The sequence below is a fragment of the Nocardia sp. CA-136227 genome (assembly GCF_050955695.1).
Lineage (GTDB): Bacteria > Actinomycetota > Actinomycetes > Mycobacteriales > Mycobacteriaceae > Nocardia.
In genome coordinates this window covers 2,425,742-2,442,762 of sequence record NZ_CP192081.1, presented here as the reverse complement: position 1 = coordinate 2,442,762, position 17,021 = coordinate 2,425,742, and the positions used below count along the sequence as shown (strand labels likewise).

General features: G+C 67.6%; 20 protein-coding genes and 1 pseudogene. 10 read left to right on the top strand and 11 right to left on the bottom strand.

All coding sequences use genetic code 11. The annotated features are described in order from the left end of the window. The first annotated feature begins 289 nt into the window (after positions 1-289). On the top strand, positions 290-511 hold the full coding sequence (locus tag ACQP06_RS11000; protein WP_433672116.1) for a hypothetical protein: 222 nt from the start codon (positions 290-292) through the stop codon (positions 509-511). Here ACQP06_RS11000 and ACQP06_RS10995 read toward each other — a convergent pair. The 5 genes from ACQP06_RS10995 to ACQP06_RS10975 all read right to left on the bottom strand — a co-directional run bounded on the left by ACQP06_RS10995 (position 492) and on the right by ACQP06_RS10975 (position 4,368). Next, positions 492-1,184, bottom strand: a complete 693-nt coding sequence (locus ACQP06_RS10995; RefSeq protein WP_433672115.1) for an IMP cyclohydrolase — start codon at positions 1,182-1,184, stop codon at positions 492-494. The two genes, ACQP06_RS11000 and ACQP06_RS10995, sit on opposite strands and share 20 nt — an antisense overlap. Positions 1,185-1,192: 8 nt before the next feature. Then, the gene (locus ACQP06_RS10990) at positions 1,193-1,750 is read right to left on the bottom strand and encodes a dihydrofolate reductase family protein (protein WP_433672114.1); all 558 of its coding nucleotides are present in this window, start codon (positions 1,748-1,750) and stop codon (positions 1,193-1,195) included. A gap of 92 nt (positions 1,751-1,842) precedes the next feature. Next, positions 1,843-3,258: a serine/threonine-protein kinase gene (locus ACQP06_RS10985; RefSeq protein ID WP_433672113.1), complete on the bottom strand. Its 1,416-nt coding sequence runs from the start codon at positions 3,256-3,258 to the stop codon at positions 1,843-1,845. Positions 3,259-3,312: 54 nt separating this feature from the next. After that, a complete protein-coding gene (locus tag ACQP06_RS10980) occupies positions 3,313-3,777 on the bottom strand; it encodes a YybH family protein (RefSeq protein ID WP_433672112.1) in 465 nt (154 codons plus the stop codon). A 9-nt stretch (positions 3,778-3,786) separates the two neighbouring features. Beyond that, positions 3,787-4,368 (bottom strand): NADPH-dependent FMN reductase, encoded by a 582-nt coding sequence (locus ACQP06_RS10975; protein ID WP_433672111.1) that lies wholly within the window; start codon positions 4,366-4,368, stop codon positions 3,787-3,789. Positions 4,369-4,502: 134 nt separating this feature from the next. Between ACQP06_RS10975 and sigJ the strand changes: the two genes are divergently transcribed. After that, positions 4,503-5,399 (top strand): RNA polymerase sigma factor SigJ, encoded by an 897-nt coding sequence (gene sigJ, locus ACQP06_RS10970; RefSeq protein ID WP_433672110.1) that lies wholly within the window; start codon positions 4,503-4,505, stop codon positions 5,397-5,399. A 45-nt stretch (positions 5,400-5,444) separates the two neighbouring features. Here the strand turns inward: sigJ and ACQP06_RS10965 are convergent, their stop codons facing one another. The 3 genes from ACQP06_RS10965 to ACQP06_RS10955 form a co-directional block, all read right to left on the bottom strand. Further along, positions 5,445-6,179 (bottom strand): alpha/beta hydrolase, encoded by a 735-nt coding sequence (locus ACQP06_RS10965; RefSeq protein WP_433672109.1) that lies wholly within the window; start codon positions 6,177-6,179, stop codon positions 5,445-5,447. Between the two features lie 190 nt (positions 6,180-6,369). After that, positions 6,370-7,053, bottom strand: a complete 684-nt coding sequence (locus tag ACQP06_RS10960; RefSeq protein ID WP_433672108.1) for a type 1 glutamine amidotransferase domain-containing protein — start codon at positions 7,051-7,053, stop codon at positions 6,370-6,372. A 25-nt stretch (positions 7,054-7,078) separates the two neighbouring features. Next, positions 7,079-7,669, bottom strand: coding sequence for a TetR/AcrR family transcriptional regulator (locus ACQP06_RS10955; RefSeq protein WP_433672107.1), 591 nt, complete (start codon positions 7,667-7,669; stop codon positions 7,079-7,081). A 63-nt stretch (positions 7,670-7,732) separates the two neighbouring features. Here ACQP06_RS10955 and ACQP06_RS10950 point away from each other — a divergent pair. The 3 genes and pseudogenes from ACQP06_RS10950 to ACQP06_RS10940 all read left to right on the top strand — a co-directional run. Then, positions 7,733-8,554: pseudogene (locus tag ACQP06_RS10950) on the top strand (2,4-dienoyl-CoA reductase); the annotation flags it as partial. A gap of 200 nt (positions 8,555-8,754) precedes the next feature. Continuing rightward, complete coding sequence (locus ACQP06_RS10945; protein WP_433672106.1) at positions 8,755-9,465, top strand: Uma2 family endonuclease; 711 nt, start codon at positions 8,755-8,757, stop codon at positions 9,463-9,465. Positions 9,466-9,748: 283 nt separating this feature from the next. Next, positions 9,749-10,036, top strand: coding sequence for a hypothetical protein (locus ACQP06_RS10940; protein WP_433672105.1), 288 nt, complete (start codon positions 9,749-9,751; stop codon positions 10,034-10,036). A gap of 52 nt (positions 10,037-10,088) precedes the next feature. Here ACQP06_RS10940 and ACQP06_RS10935 read toward each other — a convergent pair whose 3' ends face one another. Beyond that, entirely contained in the window at positions 10,089-11,846 is a 1,758-nt protein-coding gene (locus ACQP06_RS10935; RefSeq protein ID WP_433672104.1) for a proline--tRNA ligase, read from the bottom strand. A gap of 58 nt (positions 11,847-11,904) precedes the next feature. Here ACQP06_RS10935 and yaaA point away from each other — a divergent pair, with 58 nt between their 5' ends. From yaaA to ACQP06_RS10910, 5 genes are all read left to right on the top strand, one after another. Next, positions 11,905-12,651 carry a peroxide stress protein YaaA gene (yaaA, locus tag ACQP06_RS10930; RefSeq protein WP_433672103.1) on the top strand — a complete coding sequence of 249 codons (747 nt, stop codon included), beginning with the start codon at positions 11,905-11,907 and terminating at the stop codon, positions 12,649-12,651. A 24-nt stretch (positions 12,652-12,675) separates the two neighbouring features. Then, on the top strand, positions 12,676-13,068 hold the full coding sequence (locus ACQP06_RS10925) for an ankyrin repeat domain-containing protein (RefSeq protein WP_357092935.1): 393 nt from the start codon (positions 12,676-12,678) through the stop codon (positions 13,066-13,068). Positions 13,069-13,157: 89 nt separating this feature from the next. After that, on the top strand, positions 13,158-13,400 hold the full coding sequence (locus tag ACQP06_RS10920; RefSeq protein WP_433672102.1) for a hypothetical protein: 243 nt from the start codon (positions 13,158-13,160) through the stop codon (positions 13,398-13,400). 60 nt (positions 13,401-13,460) lie between these two features. Continuing rightward, positions 13,461-14,099, top strand: a complete 639-nt coding sequence (locus ACQP06_RS10915; RefSeq protein WP_433672101.1) for a maleylpyruvate isomerase family mycothiol-dependent enzyme — start codon at positions 13,461-13,463, stop codon at positions 14,097-14,099. Positions 14,100-14,163: 64 nt separating this feature from the next. Continuing rightward, on the top strand, positions 14,164-15,429 hold the full coding sequence (locus ACQP06_RS10910) for an alkaline phosphatase family protein (RefSeq protein ID WP_433672100.1): 1,266 nt from the start codon (positions 14,164-14,166) through the stop codon (positions 15,427-15,429). Between the two features lies 1 nt (position 15,430). Here the strand turns inward: ACQP06_RS10910 and ACQP06_RS10905 are convergent, their stop codons facing one another. Then, positions 15,431-15,919 carry a carboxymuconolactone decarboxylase family protein gene (locus ACQP06_RS10905; protein ID WP_433672099.1) on the bottom strand — a complete coding sequence of 163 codons (489 nt, stop codon included), beginning with the start codon at positions 15,917-15,919 and terminating at the stop codon, positions 15,431-15,433. Next, positions 15,916-17,004, bottom strand: coding sequence for an NAD(P)H-dependent amine dehydrogenase family protein (locus ACQP06_RS10900; protein WP_433672098.1), 1,089 nt, complete (start codon positions 17,002-17,004; stop codon positions 15,916-15,918). Before ACQP06_RS10900 ends, ACQP06_RS10905 begins: the two co-directional genes overlap by 4 nt. Between the last annotated feature and the right edge of the window lie 17 nt (positions 17,005-17,021).

Here is a 17,021-nt window from a genome sequence, read left to right as displayed (position 1 = left end):
CAACGGGATAGATGTCACAACCTGGACCGCGTGGATACTCCACCGCGGGCGATCGTCGACAAAGCCCCGGGAAGAACTCTCCGCAGGTCGGGGGCATCAGTCGTCGTATCGATCCGGAAAATACATGCGTAAATCGGACGTGAGCAGTTACCCTGAATCGACAAATCGATAGCTGAAAGTTGCCTGAATCCTGCCGGCGGCAGGACCGCCACTGAACACCGCTGTCCCCTACCGACCACTCGCGCGAGGGCGAGCCCAAGGCGCGACAACCCCGCCAGGAGCCCTGGTCATGGCCGAAAACTCCAAACCATCAATGCTTTCCCGCATTTCGCTGAAGCAATGGTTCGCCATCGCCCTGGCCATCCTGGCCCTGATATTCATCGCCGAGAACCGCCACCGCGTCGACATCGAATTCCTGCTGCTCACCATTCGCTCCCCCATGTGGCTGGTCCTCCTGGTGACCTTCGCCGTCGGCTGGCTCTCCGGCGTCCTCAGCCGACGCGGCCGCTGACCTGCCGCGCGACCGCGGCACCGTTGTCGAAGGTGATCCCCGCCGCCGCGACCCGATAGCGCGGGTCGACGGCGTCCCACGCCTCGGCGAGGGGATCGGCCGTGGTGAACGCGACCGGGGTGAACTGGTGGTTCGGCTCGATGGTGACGCCGTCGGACCGGTAGGTGGAGAACATGATCCAGTCGTTCACGTCCCCCGCCTGGGTGTCGAGGCGAACATGCACCGGCGGCGCGTCACGGTCGCCGGTGGCGGCCGCGTTGATCGACGCGATGATCCGCTGCGTGTGGAGTTCGAGTGCGACCGATATCCGGGGCGTGTTGATCGGCGGGTCCGGCTCGTATCGGGTTGCGGCGATTCGGGAGTCGAACTGGGCTGCGGCGAGTGCGCCGTGCAGCGGGACCGAATGGTCGCCGTTGGCGATGACGATCCCGTGGTGGTCGGCGATCACCGCCGGGTAATGCCGCAACTCGTCGTGCGGGCCGTCCTCGGTGGAGCGTGCCCGCAGCGCGATATTGCCGTCCCGGGTGGAATCGAGCACCCGAGCCTTCGACGCCCGGCTGCGGCCGGTCAGCACGACCAGCCCCTCCAGGCGCCCCCGACCAGCGGACCGGAAACCGATCACCCTCCCCGGGTACGGGTTTCGGCGCATGAACTCCCGGATATCGATCGGCATCGCACTCCCTACTGGTCGCCGACTACGTAGCGCTGCATCAGGACGGTGTTGAAGTTTCGGGTCTCGACCAAGCGGAGGGGGATGCGTTTGTCGAGCGACGGGAACATGGGGGTGCCGCCGCCGAGGATTATCGGTGCGACGAACAGTTGGTATTCGTCGATGAGGTCGTGCGGGATGAGGGACGCGGCCAGGTTCGCGCCGCCGACCTCCATCACGCCGTCGCCTTCGGACTTGAGCTTGCGGACCACGTCTACCGCGTTCTCACTGATCAGAGTGCTGTTCCACTCGACCTCGGTGAGGGTTCGGGAGAACACGTACTTGGATTTGGAGGTCCAGAGCTCGCCGAACTCGCGCATGATCGGCCCTTCGTCCTCGGGGACGTGGGGCCAGAAGTCCGCCATCAGTTCGTAGAGGCGGCGGCCGTGCAGGGCGATGTCGATATCGCGGTATCGGTCGTTGTGGAACTGGTGGAGTTCCTCGTCCGGGTCGGTCCAGTCGATATTGCCGTCGCGGTCGTTGATGTAGCCGTCCAGGGACACGCTGATGCCATAGATCAGTTTCCTCATAGCCGAGTAGACCTCCTCCACGCTCGAAACTCATCGGTTCCAGCCAAGGCGATCGCACGGGAAAAGGCCAGGCGACTTGCCGGGGCACATGGTCAACCGGTGGTGGAGATCTGGATCGAGCCGAGGGTGCAGTGGGCGTGTCCGCCTTTTGCGTAGGTTTCGGAAATGCAGTCCCAGCGGCCGCTGACGTCGTAGATGCCGCGGACCGCGGCACCGCTGCCCTCGGCTTTGCCGCTCTTGATGTCCAAGTAGTACTGGGCTATCACCGATTTCACGCTTGCGCAGGAGATGCTGCCGGCGTCGATCATGGTGTCGATCGGCTTGCCGCTCACCACGTTCACTGTGCCGCAATGGGTTCCGGGTCCGGGCAGAAGCACCGCTTGTGTCGTCGTGGTGGTTGTCGTGGGCGGGGCAGACGAGGGAGCCATTGTCGTCGTCGGGATCGGCGTTGTGGTGGCGGTCGGAAGAGCCGCATTGCCTTCGGATTGGTTCTTCATGAACGCCACGCCGGCCGCGACGCCGACCGCGGTCAGGCCCACGAGAGCGAACGCCGTGAGTACCCGCTTGACGGGAATCCTCCGCCGCGGCGGGTCTGAGGGAGAGCCCGGATTGATTTCGGTGACCGCTGGCGGGGGTGCGCCCGTGACAGCCGAGATGCACGCCGCGGCAAGCTCACCCGCGGTTCGGTACCGCTCCTCCGGGTTCTTCGCCATGCCGGTCGCTACGACGTCGTCGAGAACCGTCCCGATCTGCGGGCGCGCCTGGCTCGGTTTCGGTGGCGGCTGGGTCAGGTGGGCGGCGATCTGCTGCTCCAACGCGGTTGCCGGGTACGGAGTACGACCCGTCAGACACTGGTACAGCACGCAGGCCAGGGCGTAGACGTCGGAACGGGCGTCGGCGACACCGGTGCTGAATCGTTCCGGGGCCATGTAGGCGAAGGTGCCGATCGTCGCGCCGGTCGTGGTCAGTGCGGTCTCGCCGACGGCCCGCGCGATGCCGAAATCGATGAGGTACACGAAATCGCGGGCCGTGACCAGGAGGTTCGAGGGCTTCACGTCCCGGTGCACGAGCCCCTCGGCGTGCGCGTCGTCCAGTGCGGCGGCCGCCTGCGCCACCACCGAGACCGCCCGCTCCACCGGCATCGGGCCGGATTCGGCCAGCACCGAATCCACTCCGACACCGGTGACGAACTGCATGCAGATGAACAATCGGTCCTCGACCTCGCCGAAATCGAAGATCGGCACCACGTTCGGGTGCACCAGCCCGGCCGCGGCGCGCGCCTCGCGCTGGAATCGCTCCCGGTATACCGGATCGGCCGCCATATGCGGGTGCAGCAGCTTCACCGCGACGATCCGACCGGTCTGGCTGTCGTGCGCCCGGTATACCTGCCCCATGCCGCCCTCACCGAGCAACTGTTGCAAGTGGTACCGGCCGAACCGCGTCCCCTCCACCGACACTCTTCCCTCCCCGCCGAGCACGGCCTCCAGAAGTCGAGCCGCGCTTCGCATCCCGGCCATCATCGCACCGGGAGGCGGTGGCCGGGACGAGTAGCGAGGGCTGATCTACTCGGGTTGGAGGTCGATGGCGCTGGTGCCGGTGGTGACGTCGTAGGGGACGGAGACCTGGTCGTGGGCGATGAGCCAGGTGTTGTCGAGTTTGCGGAGGCCGTAGGTTACTCGGACCCACATGCCGGGGATTCGGTCGCCGGAATTGGTTGTGCCGGAGAGGCGGGCGAAGGCGTGGCCGTAGGCTACGTCGGTTCCGATGGTGAGGGTCAGGTCGCGGAGTTCGTAGGTCACGGAATCGAAGAACTGGAAGACCTTGGACCAGTTCGCGAGTTTGGCTTCTATGCCGACGTGCTGGAGTGGGGGTTCGACGTCGAAGGAGATGACGTCGGGGGTGTAGGCGTGGCGGATGGATTCGAGGTCTCGGGCGTGCAGGGCCTTCAGCACGCTGTCGATTCGGGCGCGGATCGCGGCCTCTTCGGAGGTGGTGCGGTCGGAATGAACGTTGTTGGACGCGTTCATGATTCGCTCCTAGGAGGTGACGAGGGTGGATTCGGTGGATCGCAGGGGGGCGAGGGCTGTGGTCCAGGCGATGAGCTGGTCGAGAGTTTTGCCGAGGGCGGCGGTGTGGGCGTCGGTCGGGACGAAGTTGGTGTGGTTCTCGAAGTCGGTGAGGACCGAGATGCCCACCTGGTAGCCGACATCCGCGAGGCCGAGGGTGCTGCATACGGCGCGCAGTTGCACCACGGCGCGGGCGCCGCCGTTGACGCCGTACGAGACGAATCCGACCGCCTTGTTGTTCCATTCGGCGAACAGGTGGTCCAGGGCGTTCTTCACGACGCCGGGGTATCCGCCGTTGTACTCGGGGGTCACGATGACGAACCCGTCGCAGGCGGCGATGCGTTCGGACCAGGCGCGGGTCGATTCGTTCTCGGACGGGCCGAACATGGGAGGGACGGGCTCGTCGAAGTGCGGGAGGGGGTGGTCGCGCAGGTCGATCAGGTCGTAGTCGGCGTCGCCGCGCGTCGAGGCCTGATCCTGGACCCAGTCGGCGACCTGCGCGCCTTTGCGGTTGGGCCGGGTACTGCCGAGGATGATGCCGATTCTGGTCATGACCGAACTCCTGCTCTACTGAACGTTGCTTGCCCTACCGACGAAGCAGCCGTGCGGAATGTCAGGCCGTGCTCACATTCTTTGCCGCTACATCGTCGATATCGGTAATGGCACGCAGACCGAAGGAGCCGACCATGACCGACCCGCAGCTGCCCGCGGTGATGAACGAACGCCGCCAGCTGATCAACCTCGCCTACCGGCTGCTCGGGTCGCTGGCCGAGGCGGAGGACGTGGTGCAGGAGACCTACGCGCGCTGGTACGCGCTCACCGAACCGCAGCGGCAGGAGATCGAGACGCCCGGGGCGTGGATGACCACCGTCGCCAGCCGGATCTGCCTCGACCTGCTCGGATCAGCGCGTGCCCGGCGGGAACGGTATGTGGGCGAATGGATTCCGGAGCCGGTGCCCGGCCCGACCGACTGGTTGGACGGGATCGCCCCCGCCGATCCCGCCGACCGGGTCACGCTCGACGAGTCGATCAGCATGGCGTTCCTCGTCGTCCTGGACTCCATGACACCCGCCGAACGGGTCGCCTTCGTGCTGCACGACGTGTTCCGGTACTCGTTCGCCGAGGTCGGCGACATCGTGGGCCGCTCCCCCGCCGCCTGCCGTCAGCTCGCCTCCAGTGCCCGACGCCGCATCGACACCTCCCGCGCGCCGTCCGGCAGCGAACGCGCCGACGTGGTCCGGGACTTCAAAAAGGCTTGGGAGACAAAGGATATCGAGGCGCTCATCGGGCTGCTCGACCCGCGCGCGACCGCCACGGCGGACGGCGGCGGCCACGTGCTCGCCTTCCTCGAGCCGATCATCGGGCGCGAGCAGATCGCACAGGCCTGGATGGAGATCGCCGCACGCGGGCTCCCGATGACGCTGATCGAACGCACCGTCAATGGACAGCCCGGTCTGGTCGCCGAGCTCGACGGCACCGTCGTCTCGGTCTACGCCTTCGACATCGCCGACGGGCGGATCACCCGCATCTGGGTGATCCGGAACCCGGAGAAGTTGCGGCCCTGGACATCCCGGCGCGCCTGACGGAGTCGCCGGGCCGACAGCTGGTGCCGGCCCGGCGACCAGCCGCTACTTCAGATGCCGGTCGAAGAAGCGGTTCGCCGCTTCCCCCGCATGCTGCGGGACACCGGTGTGACCGCCCATATTGGCGTTCAGCGTCTTCTCCTCGGAACCGAACGCGTCGAACAGGTCCAGGGCCATCTGCCGGTCGTTGCCCTCGTCGTCCCACTGCAGCAGGACGTGCAGCGGAATGGTGACCTGGCGCGCCTCCTCCATGATTGCCCGGGGCACGAAACTCCCCGCGAACAGAACCGCGGCCACGATGCGCGGCTCGACCACCGCCAGGCGGGCGCCGATGGAGATCACTCCGCCCGAATACCCGACCGGGCCGCCGATCTCGGGCAGGTCCAGGAGGGCGTCCAGGGCGGCCTGCCATTCCGGGACCGCCTGGTCGACCAGCGGGAGGACCAGCCGGTCGACGATGTCGTCGGTGACCGGCTCGCCGGACCGCAGCGCCCGCTGCAGATCGGCGCGAGCCTGATCGACGCCGGCGGAACGAGGTCGCACACCGCTGCCGGGGAGTTCGAGGGCGGCCGCCGCGTAGCCCGACGCCACGGCGGATCGGGCCCTGCCCAGCAGTCGCGGGTACATCGTCGGCAGCCCGGCGGCGGAATGCCCGATCAGGATCAGAGGTATCGGTGCGGCGACGGTCGTGGGCGTCCACAGGATGCCGGGAATCTCGCCGAGAGTGAATTCACGCTCGAGGATGGAGTCGTCGAGACGCTTTTCGGAAATGAATTGCATGGTCGTGCCTTTCGGAGTGCACAGAACGGCGCTCCCGGACGACCTATCGCCCGACCATGACTCCGGAGGGGAGCACCCATGTCGATACAGCGTTCACGGGTATCACCTCCTCGTCCTCTGGCACGGTCCGAGGAAAGGTAGCAATGGTCGCGCGGGTCGTCAAAGGGTTTTCCCGAAGACTCCGACGAGGTCAGAGCAGGGCGGCGACCCTCTTCGCGGTCTCCTTCGCCGACCCGGGATTCTGGCCGGTTACCAGTTTGCCGTCGACCACGGTGTAGGAGACGAACGGCAGCATGGCCTTCTCGTACAGCGCGCCCCGCTTCTTCATCTCCTCCTCGGCGTTGTAGGGCACCAGCTTGTCGACGCGCGCGAGAACCTCCTCCTGCCAGGCGAATCCGGTGAGTTTGCGGCCCGCCACCAGGTAGGAGCCGTCGGAGAGGCGGGTATTGAGCAGGCCGCAGTAGCCGTGGCAGACCGAGGCGACGATGCCGCCGCGTTCGAAGATCTCGCGGGTGATGCGTTGCAGACCTTCGCTGTCGGGGAAGTCGTACATGACCGCGTGGCCGCCGGTGAAGTAGATGGCGTCGTAGTCGGCCGAATCGATCTCGCCGGGGGCGGCGGTGTTCTCCAGCAGGGTCATCCGGGCCGGGTCGGCGCGCCACGCCTTCGCGGTGCGGTCGTAGTTGGGGAATTTCAGCGACCGCGGTTCCAGCGGGGACGGCCCGCCCGCGGGGCTGATCAGGGTCTGATCGAAGCGGTGCTGCTCGAAGACGTGCCAGGCGTGGGTGAGTTCGGACAGCCACAGGCCGGTCGGATGGGACGGATCGTCGTAGTGGCCGACATTGGTCACGACATTCAAGATGCGCTTGGACATGCTCGAAACTCCTTCTGGTCGTGGGTTATTCGGTTACGCCGGAGGCGGGCAGGGAGAGGACGGCGGCGAACGCGGCCCGCACGTGATCGGCCACCTCGCGACTCGATTCCGCGGGGAGCTTGCCGTCCAAGTGGAGGAACGCCAGCCCGTGGGCCAGCGCCCAGCCCGCCGAGGACAGCGCGTCGGAGCCGCCGTCCGGGAAGACGCAGGCCATCGCCAGGCGCAGGAGATCGTGGATCTCCTCCGCCGCGGCGATCCGCTCCTCACTGCCCGCGTCGCAGGCGGTGCCGAACATGAGGCGGAACAGGGCGGGGCGGCGCAGGGCGAACTCGACGTAGACGACCGCGAGTTCGGCGAGGTCGGCGGGCGATTCCGGGAGTTGGCGGCCCGCGGCCAGGTCGGCTTTCAGGTCGCGCAGACCTTGGGCGGCCAGGGCGGATTCCAGGGCCTCGCGGTCGGCGAAGTGCCGGTAGGGGGCGGTCGGCGAGACGCCCACCTCGCGGGCGAGGGCTCGTAGCGAGAACGGTTCACCGGCCTCGAGGCCGCGCATCGCCGCCGCCAGCAGCGAGGCGCGCAGTTCGCCGTGATGGTAGCCACTCTTCACTGATGTTGACACTGCTTACACTCCCTCCTAGCCTCATGTTAGCAATGTAAACATACCGCGTTCAGGAGAAAGCTGATGACACCGGTCTTCGAACCGTTCACGCTACCCAACGGCGTCGCGCTGCCGAACCGGCTGGTCAAGGCCGCGATGGAAGAGAACATGGCCGCCTCCGGTCAACTCCCCGACCGAGCCCTGTTCGAGCTGTACCGGCGTTGGAGCCGCGGCGGCGTCGGGCTGATCATCACCGGCAATGTCATGGTGCACGCGGACGCCCTCACCGGGCCCGGCGGCGTCGTCCTCGACAAGGATTCGCCGCTGGAACCGTTCCGGCACTGGGCCACCGCGGCCAAGAGCGGCGGGGCGCGGGTGTGGATGCAGATCAATCACCCGGGGCGGCAGGTGCGAGCGGATATGCCCGGCGTCGCGTGGGCCCCGTCCGCGGTCCGGGTCGATATCGGCAAGACCAGCAAGATGTTCGCCGAACCCGTCGCCATGAGCGCGGCGCAGATCGCGGAAACGGTGGAGCGCTTCGCCGAAACCGCCCGCCGCGCAGCCGAAGCCGGGTTCGACGGCGTCGAAATCCATGCCGCGCACGGGTACCTGCTGTCGCAGTTCCTCTCGCCGCTGGCCAACCGGCGCACCGATGAGTGGGGTGGCAGCCTGGAGAACCGGGCCCGGCTGCTCCTCGACATCGTGCGCTCGGTCCGGGCCGTCGTCGCTCCCGAGTTCGCCGTCGCCGTCGAACTCAACTCCGCCGACTTCCAGCGCGGCGGCTTCGACGCCGACGACGCCGCCGCCGTCATCGCGATGCTCGCTCCCCTCGGCGTCGACGTCGTCGAACTCTCCGGCGGCAGCTACGAGGCGCCCGCCATGACCGGCCAGGTCGGCGACGGCCGCCCCACCCGACCCACCCTCAACCCCACCCTCGCCCTCCTCCAGGAAACCGCCCTCCAACGCCGAGCCCTCCGCCGCTACCGCACCTGGCTCACCACCCGCCCCGCCCTGGCGGATTCGGTGCGCTGACCAGCACCGACACGGCCATCCGACGACCCGCACGGCACCGAATTCTCGTATGACGGTGGCTATCAGGGGGGTTCATGACGAGCGGCGAGCGACGTGTTGGATCGGGGCCGGGCCTCGGTAGCATGGCCGGTATGCCGACCCCGCCCGTCGAGCGACCCGACCTTCCGCAGTTCATGACATGGGAGGAACTCGAGAAGCTGCCCGATGAGATCGCCGGCCAGATCGAGCTGTGGGAAGGCAGAGTGGTGTGGGTCCGCAGGGGCCCGGCCGAGCATCAGGACTATTCGGTGGAGCTGCGCAATGCCCTGCGACGATGCGCCCGGGAAACCATGGCGGCACAGCCTCAGCACTGCTGGCGGGCCTCGACCGAGACGAACATCTTCTTCGGCTCGACCGGGAAATCCGATTTCGTCACGCCGGATTTCCTCGTCTACCGGTGCCCCGAGCAGGACTACCAGGACATCCGCGCGAGTGCCGTGCTCATCGCCGGTGAGGTGCTGTCACCGTCGAACACCGAACGCGATATCGAGGCAAAGAAGGCGCGTTACGCGGGAGCGGGCATCCCCTGGTACTGGGAAGTCATCCTCGGCCGAGACCCGCGGCGGATCTCCACAATTCGCGCCTACGGCCTGGAAACCGGACATGCCAGCCTGCCGGAAGGCGTGACGTCGCTGCGGCCGGCCAACTACATCGTCGCGGGCGAGTGGAATTCCGGCACGTCGGCGGCCATCGCCTTCGACCACCCATTCCCCATCCACATCGCCTGGGACGAAATCGAATTCTGATTCGGTGGGGCCAGGCCGTTCATGTCGGCTGAGCCCTCGGCCATGACGCGTAGGACCAGGACGGCGGCGATCAGGGCGATGAGGAGGCCCAGGGCCGCGCCCAGGAGGACCCAGGCCGCGTCTCCGAGTTTGCGCCGCATCGGGCTCCCTTCAGGGATTCGGGATCGAACCTGACGCTATCGGGAGTGCGTGGAGCGGGGCGGGTATGCGGGGATCTTATCCCGTTGCCCGCCTTGGGGTTTGCGTTGACAATGGGGCCCACTGTCGACGGGGGAGGAAGCTCGTGAATCTGGATTTCGGTGTGCACCCGCTGTTTTCGTGGTACGTCGTACTACTACTGGCGAGCGGGATCGTCCTCTTGGTCCTGGTGATCCCACCGCGGCTGGACTGGTGGTGGCGGCTGGCCAACGCGGCCTGCGGCAGCCTGTGCGCCGGATATGGAGTTTATCTCGCATTCTTCTATCACTCCGGGACCTACCTGGTGATTCTCCAACTGTTCCTGCTACCGGCCATGCTCGTCGTCATCTCCGTGTCGGCACTGCGCGGGGACTCGGGGCGCGGGCAGGGGTGAACACAAAAGTGGCGCATCACCAGGAGGTGATGCGCCACTCGGGGTGGTTGGGTCAGCCGCGGATCTTGGCGGCGACGGTGGCTACGGCGGTGTCGGCGGGGAGTTCCTCGGCGGTGCCGGCGAAGCGGTCGCGGAGTTCGATCTTGCCTTCGGCCCAGCCACGGCCGACCACGACGATGTAGGGCATGCCGAGGAGTTCGGCGTCCTTGAACTTCACGCCGGGGGACGCGGTGCGGTCGTCGAGGAGGACCTCGAAGCCGAGGGAATCCAGTTCGGCGGCAACCTGTTCGGCGCCCGCGCGGGCCGCGTCGTCCTTGTTGGCGATGACGACGTGGACGTCGAACGGGGCGACCTCGCGGGGCCAGCGCAGGCCCTTGTCGTCGTGCTTCTGCTCGGCCAGGACCGCGACCATGCGGGAGACGCCGACACCGTAGGAGCCCATGGTGAGGCGGACCGGCTTGCCGTTCTCGCCCAGGACATCCACCTGGAAGGCGTCGGTGTACTTCTGGCCCAGCTGGAAGATGTGGCCGATCTCGATGCCGCGGGCGGCCTCGAGCACGCCGCGGCCGTCGGGCGACGGGTCGCCGTCACGGACCTCGGCAGCCTCGATGGTGCCGTCGGCGGTGAAGTCACGACCCGCGACCAGACCCACATAGTGCTTGCCGGGCTCGTCGGCGCCGGTGATCCAGCTGGTGCCGGACACCACGCGGGGGTCGACCAGGTAGCGGATGCCGTTGTCGAGCAGGGCCTTCGGGCCGATGTAGCCCTTCACCAGGAACGGGTTGGCCTTGAAGTCGGCCTCGTCGAGCAGCTCCACCGCGGCCGGCTCGACCGACGCCTCCAGGCGCTTCTCGTCGACCTCACGGTCACCGGGGACGCCGACACCCAGCAGCTCGATCTTGCCGTCGGGGTAGACCAGCTTGACCATGACGTTCTTGAGGGTGTCCGCGGCAGTGACCTCACGACCCAGCACCTTGTCGATGCCCGCGCCGTTCGCCCAGTCCACCAGGGTGGCGATGGTCGGGGTGTCGGGGGTGTCGTGGACGGCGGCCTCGGCCTGGCCCTCGATGGCGATCGCGGGCGGCGCGGCGGTGACCACGGCCTCCACGTTCGCGGCATACCCGGACTCGCGGCAGATGACGTAGGTGTCCTCACCGACCGGGCTGTCGGCCAGGAACTCCTCCGACGCCGAACCACCCATGGCGCCCGAGGTGGCGGCCACGATCACGTACTTCACGCCGAGACGGTCGAAGATCTTCTGGTAGGCCTCGCGGTGGGCGCCGTAGCTGTTCTTCAGCCCGTCCTCGTCCAGGTCGAAGGAGTACGAGTCCTTCATGACGAACTCGCGCCCACGCAGGATGCCCGCGCGCGGACGGCCTTCGTCCCGGTACTTGGTCTGGATCTGGTACAGCGTGACCGGCAGATCCTTGTACGAGTTGTACTCACCCTTCACGGTGAGCGCGAACAGCTCCTCGTGGGTGGGACCGAGCAGGTAGTCCTGACCCTTGCGGTCCTTGAGCCGGAACAGGCCGTCGCCGTACTCGGTCCAGCGGTTGGTGGTCTCGTACGGCTCGCGCGGCAGCAGAGCCGGCAGCGAGATCTCCTGCGCGCCGATGGCGTTCATCTCCGCCCGGACCACGTCCTCGACCTTGCGCAGCGTGCGCAGGCCGAGCGGCAGCCACGAGTAGACGCCGGGCGCGATGCGACGCACGTATCCGGCACGCACCAGCAGCTTGTGGCTGGGCACCTCGGCGTCGGCGGGATCGTCGCGCAGGGTGCGCAGGAACAGGTGGGAGAGGCGGGTGATCACGGATGAACACAGTAGCCGCTGCTAGCGAACAGTTCCCAAGGCATTACCGTGTTGGCTCGTGCTGGTGCTGCTGCCTCCCTCAGAAACCAAGTCCGACGGTGGTTCGGGCGGTCCCCTGGACCTGGATTCCCTCGCGATGCCGCAGCTCACGGCGGTGCGCGACAAACTGGTCACCGAAGTGATCGGATTGGCCGCCGACGCCGACGCCTCCCGGGCCGCGCTCGGACTGGGCAAGGGGGCTGACACGGAGATCGCCCGCAATGCCGCCCTGCGCACCTCCGCCACCCGCCCGGCCCTGGACCGGTACACCGGCGTCCTCTACGACGCGCTGGACGCCGCGGGCTTCACGAAGGCGCAGCGCGCCAAGGCCGAAGCCCGCCTGGGCATCGGCTCGGCACTGTTCGGCGTGGTGCGCGCCGGCGACCCGATCCCCGCCTACCGGCTCTCGGGCGGCTCCAAACTGCCCGGACTGCCGACGCTGCAATCGCTGTGGAAGGCGGTGCTGCCGGAGGCGTTGCGCGCCGAGGCCGCCGGACAGCTGGTCGTGGACCTGCGCTCGGGCACCTACCAGAACCTGGGCCGCATCCCCGGCGCAGTCACCGCCACCGTCCTCACCGAACGCCCCGACGGCTCCCGAACCGTCGTGAGCCACTTCAACAAACACCACAAGGGCCTGCTGGCCCGCGCCCTGGTGCTGACCCGCACCGAACCGTCCACCATCGACGCTCTGGCCAAGGTCGCCGAGAAGGCCGGGCTGCGCACCGAGATCGCGTCCCCGACCGAGCTGCTCATCATCACCAACTGACCCGAGCCTCGATAGAGTGGCCGGGTGGAACCCAACGAGCTCTCCCCCGAGGTCCTCGAACTCGCGAGCAAGATCTTCGACCTTGCCCGCACCGGCGACGCCGCCACCCTGGCCGCCTACCTCGACGCCGGTGTCCCGGTGAACCTCACCAACGACAATGGCGACACCCTGCTCATGCTCGCCGCCTACTACTCCCACCCCGACGCGGTCACCGCCCTGCTCGACCGCAAGGCCGACCCCAACTTCGGCAACGACAAGGGCCAAACCCCGCTCTCCGGAGCCGTTTTCAAGGGCTCCGACGAGATCGTCAACGCCCTGCTCGCCGCCGGAGCCGACCCGAACGCGGGCAGCCCGTCCGCCCGCGACGCCGCCGAGATGTTCGGCCAGACCAAGTACCTGAAGCTGTTCGACGCCTGAGTTCGACGCCCGAGCCCACCGGATCGACATCACATCCCCAAGATTCCGACGGCATGATCCCGGCACCCGCCGCGGATAATGTCGATCCGGTGATACGAAGCGGCAGAACCGATTTCGAACAATCCGCCGAACCACCCGAGGATGACGACCCGGCCGACACGCCCTCGCTGATCAGCGACGCACTGGCGGTGGCACTCGGCATGCTGATCGGCCTGCTCGTTTTCCTGGCCCTGCTCATCGCCTACATCCACGTGATGTTCGAGGCCTTCGGTTCCGAGAACGCCGCCGGTCTCCCCGACACGACGGTGACCCGGGTTTCCGCGATGCGATGAATTCGAGCGGGCGGCGGCGTCCACAGAGGGGAATGTGAACCGAGCTGGGAGGTATCCCGAGTGTCGAAGACGTCTTCTCGTGACGAGTTGTGGGCGATGGTGCGAGCCGAGCGCGGGGCGCTGGCCGAGGAGCTCGCGGGGTTGAGCTCCGTGCAGTGGGGTGAGCGGTCGCTGTGTGGGGATTGGACGGTCGAGGAGGTCGTCGCGCACCTGACCGCCGGGGCCAGTACCGGGCGATTGCGGTGGATGCTCAGTGTGCTGCGGAACCGGTTCGACTTCGGCAGACACAATGACCGGCAGTTGGCGGCGCATCGCGGGAACACGCCCGAGGAGACGCTGGAGCGGTTTCGGTCGATCGTGGACAGCACGGTCGCGCCGTCGGGGCATACGGCGGCCTGGCTCGGGGAGGTGGTCGTACATGGGCAGGACATTCGGCGGCCGTTGGGGCTGAGGCCGGAGCCGGCGATCGAGGCGGTGACCGAGGTGGCCCGGTTCTTCGCGAGCCGGGACTTCACCGTCGCGGGGCGCAGTGCGATCGAGGGACTGCGGTTGGAGGCCAGTGATGGGCCGTTCGCCGTGGGAGCTGGGCCGGTGATCGGGGGGACGACGCTCGCGTTGACCATGGCGATGGCGGGGCGAGCGGTCTATTGCGACGAGCTCGCGGGGCCGGGGGTGGACGTACTGCGCGGTCGGATCTGAATCGAATCCAATTGCGGTTCGGCGGTTATGCATTGGGGGTGGTCCGGGCGATTCATAATTCGTGATGGGAATCGTTCGGGGGACCGCCACGCGGCGGACCGTGCTGGCGGGGGCCGGGGCCCTCGCGTTGGGGGCTGTGGCGGGGTCGACGGTGGGGTGCACGCCGGAGACCGCGTCGATGCCCGTGCCCGCGGAGAGCGGGATCGACCACATCATCGTGGTGATGATGGAGAATCGATCGTTCGATCACTACCTGGGATGGCTGCCGGGGGCGAACGGGAAGCAGGATCTCGCGTTCGCCGATCGAAACGGTTTGGTGCGCAAGACATTCCATCTCGCCACCACGCAGGGGTGCGAGTATCACGATCCGGATCACTCGTTCGAGGGCGGGCGGGTCGAGTTCAACGACGGCAAGTGCGACGGGTGGTTGCGGGCCGGGACCAATGACGAGTTCTCGATCGGGTATTACCGGAAGGAGGACCTCGGGTTCTACGGGAACGCGGCGCCGGCGTGGACGGTGTGCGACAACTACTTCGCGGCGATCATGGCCGAGACGCTGCCGAACCGGTTCTATCAGCATGCGGCGCAGACGGATCGGATCCACAGCTCGACCGACGTCTCGAAGCTCCCGACCATCTGGGATCGGTTGAAGGAAGCCGATGTTCAGGCCCGCTACTACTTCTACGACGCGCCGTTCCTGGCGCTGTGGGGCACGAAGTACATCTCCATCGCGCGCCGGTTCCCGGCCTTCCTGTCCGACTGCGCGGCCGGGACGCTGCCCGCGGTGTCCTTCGTGGACCCCAAATTCCTCGACGAAGCCACCGGCACCTCCGCCGACGACCACCCGCACGCCGATATCCGTGCCGGACAGGCGTTTCTGAACCAGGTGTATCAGGCCGTCACCAAGAGCCCGGTGTGGTCGCGGACGCTGCTGATCATCAACTACGACGAATGGGGCGGGTTCTTCGACCACGTGCCGCCGCAGGTCGCGCCGGACGCCAACCCGGACTGGGGATTACGCGGATTCCGGGTGCCGTGCCTGGTCATCTCGCCACGCGCGCGGCGCGGGCACGTCGCGCATCAGGTGTACGACCACACCTCGGTGCTCAAGGCCATCGAATGGCGTTGGGGCCTGCAGCCTCTGACTCCCCGCGACGCCGCCGCCCGCAATATCGCCGAGGTGCTCGACTTCACCGGGGCGCCCGATCTCGATGCCCCGCAATGGAATGTCCCGCCCGTGACGCCCGGCGCCTGCGGACCCGTCGCGGCCGACTTCGAGCAGTGGAACATCCTGCGCAAACTGGCCGCGACGGCGGGTTGGAGCCTGTGACCTACGACGCGGAGTGACCCGGCAGCACGCAGACCGCGTCCAGGCCGAGCACGTGGTTGAGGCGACCGAAGGCCAGCCAGGAGCCCAGGCACATGGACAGTTCCACGATCTCGGCGTCGGTGTAGTGCTTCTTCATGCGCTCGAAGAACTCGTCGTCGAGCGAGTGGTGGTCGAGGGTGTAGACCTCGGCGTATTCGGCGGCCAGTCGGACGCGGTCGTCGAAGTTCTCGGTGGTGCGCCAGTTGGTGACGTCGTCGGCGAAGGACTCCTCGACCTTCTCGCCATTGCGGTCGGTGCGCCAGTCCAGGCAGAACAGGCAGCCGTTGATCTGCGCGATGCGCAGCCGCGCGGCCTCGAACTCGCGCAGGCCCAGGGTGCTGTGCGAGTACACGGCGAGGGAGAAGTTGGAGGCCGCCACACCGATGCCGGGGACCATCTCGCCCCAGACGTAGCCGATGGGGTCCTTGCCCTCGGGGATGTCGATGATCATGCGGGCTCCTTTGAAATTTGCTGTCTTCCGAGAGTGCCGAACGGCAGGGGCACGTCGAGTGCGTCGTACAAACCGGGTTCCGCGGTGGCCAGCCACGGGAGCGCGTTCACCAATCTGCCCACCGCGGTGGCGTTTCCGCCCGCGGAGTGATTGCCGTCCTCGTCGGTGGCCTGCACGGTGATCTCGATGCGGGGACGGCCCTCGATGATGACGCGGTGCGCGCCCGCGCCGCTGGGCGGCTGCGGCCAGTCGGGAGCACAACTGGCGTGGATGCGAGTGACGTGCTCGATGATGATGCGCGGGTTGCCGTCGACGATGCCCTGCACCTCGAAGCGCACCGCGCCCTGGGTGCCCGCCTCGAACTTGCCCATCAGCTCGGTCTCCACGGTGTCCGCGAGGGGACGGCGCTCCACCACCTCGCGAATGTCGGTGAGCGCCACGCCGAGTCCGCGCGCGATGAGCCGAATCTGCCCGCCCCACACCATGGTCGGGATGGTCGGGGCCAGCATGGGCGGCTGATAGTCCATGGGCTGACCCATACCGACCAGATAGCGCACCGAATCGGGCTGGTCGTAGGTGGTGTAGTCGAAGATCTCCTGGCAGCGCAGCACGTCCACGGTGCTGCCCAGGCCGCTCATCAGCAGCGGCAGGATGTCGTTGCCCCAGCCCGGGTCGATGCCCGAGACGAACAGCGTGCCACCGCCTTCCGTGGCGGCGGCGGTGACCCGGTCGCGCAGTTCGGCGGGGGCGCTGCGGTGGTCGTAGAGCGCGTACAGCGCGGGGGTGACCACGACGGCCCCGGCGCGCAGGGCGCGTTCGATATCGGCGACGGCGTCGTCGGGGCGGATGTCACCGGAGGCGGCGTACACCACGGCCCGCGGGCCCGCGGCCAGCGCGGCGTCGATGTCGTCGACGGCCGCGACCCCCAGGTCGACGTCCAATCCGGCGAGCGCGCCGGCGTCGCGGCCGACCTTGTCGGGATTGTGGACCAGAACGCCGGTCAGCTCCAGTTCGGGATGCGCCGCGACAGCCCGGATGGCCGCCCGGCCGACATTGCCCGTGCCCCAGACCAGGGTGGAAATCATGTCCGAAACGTAGCAAA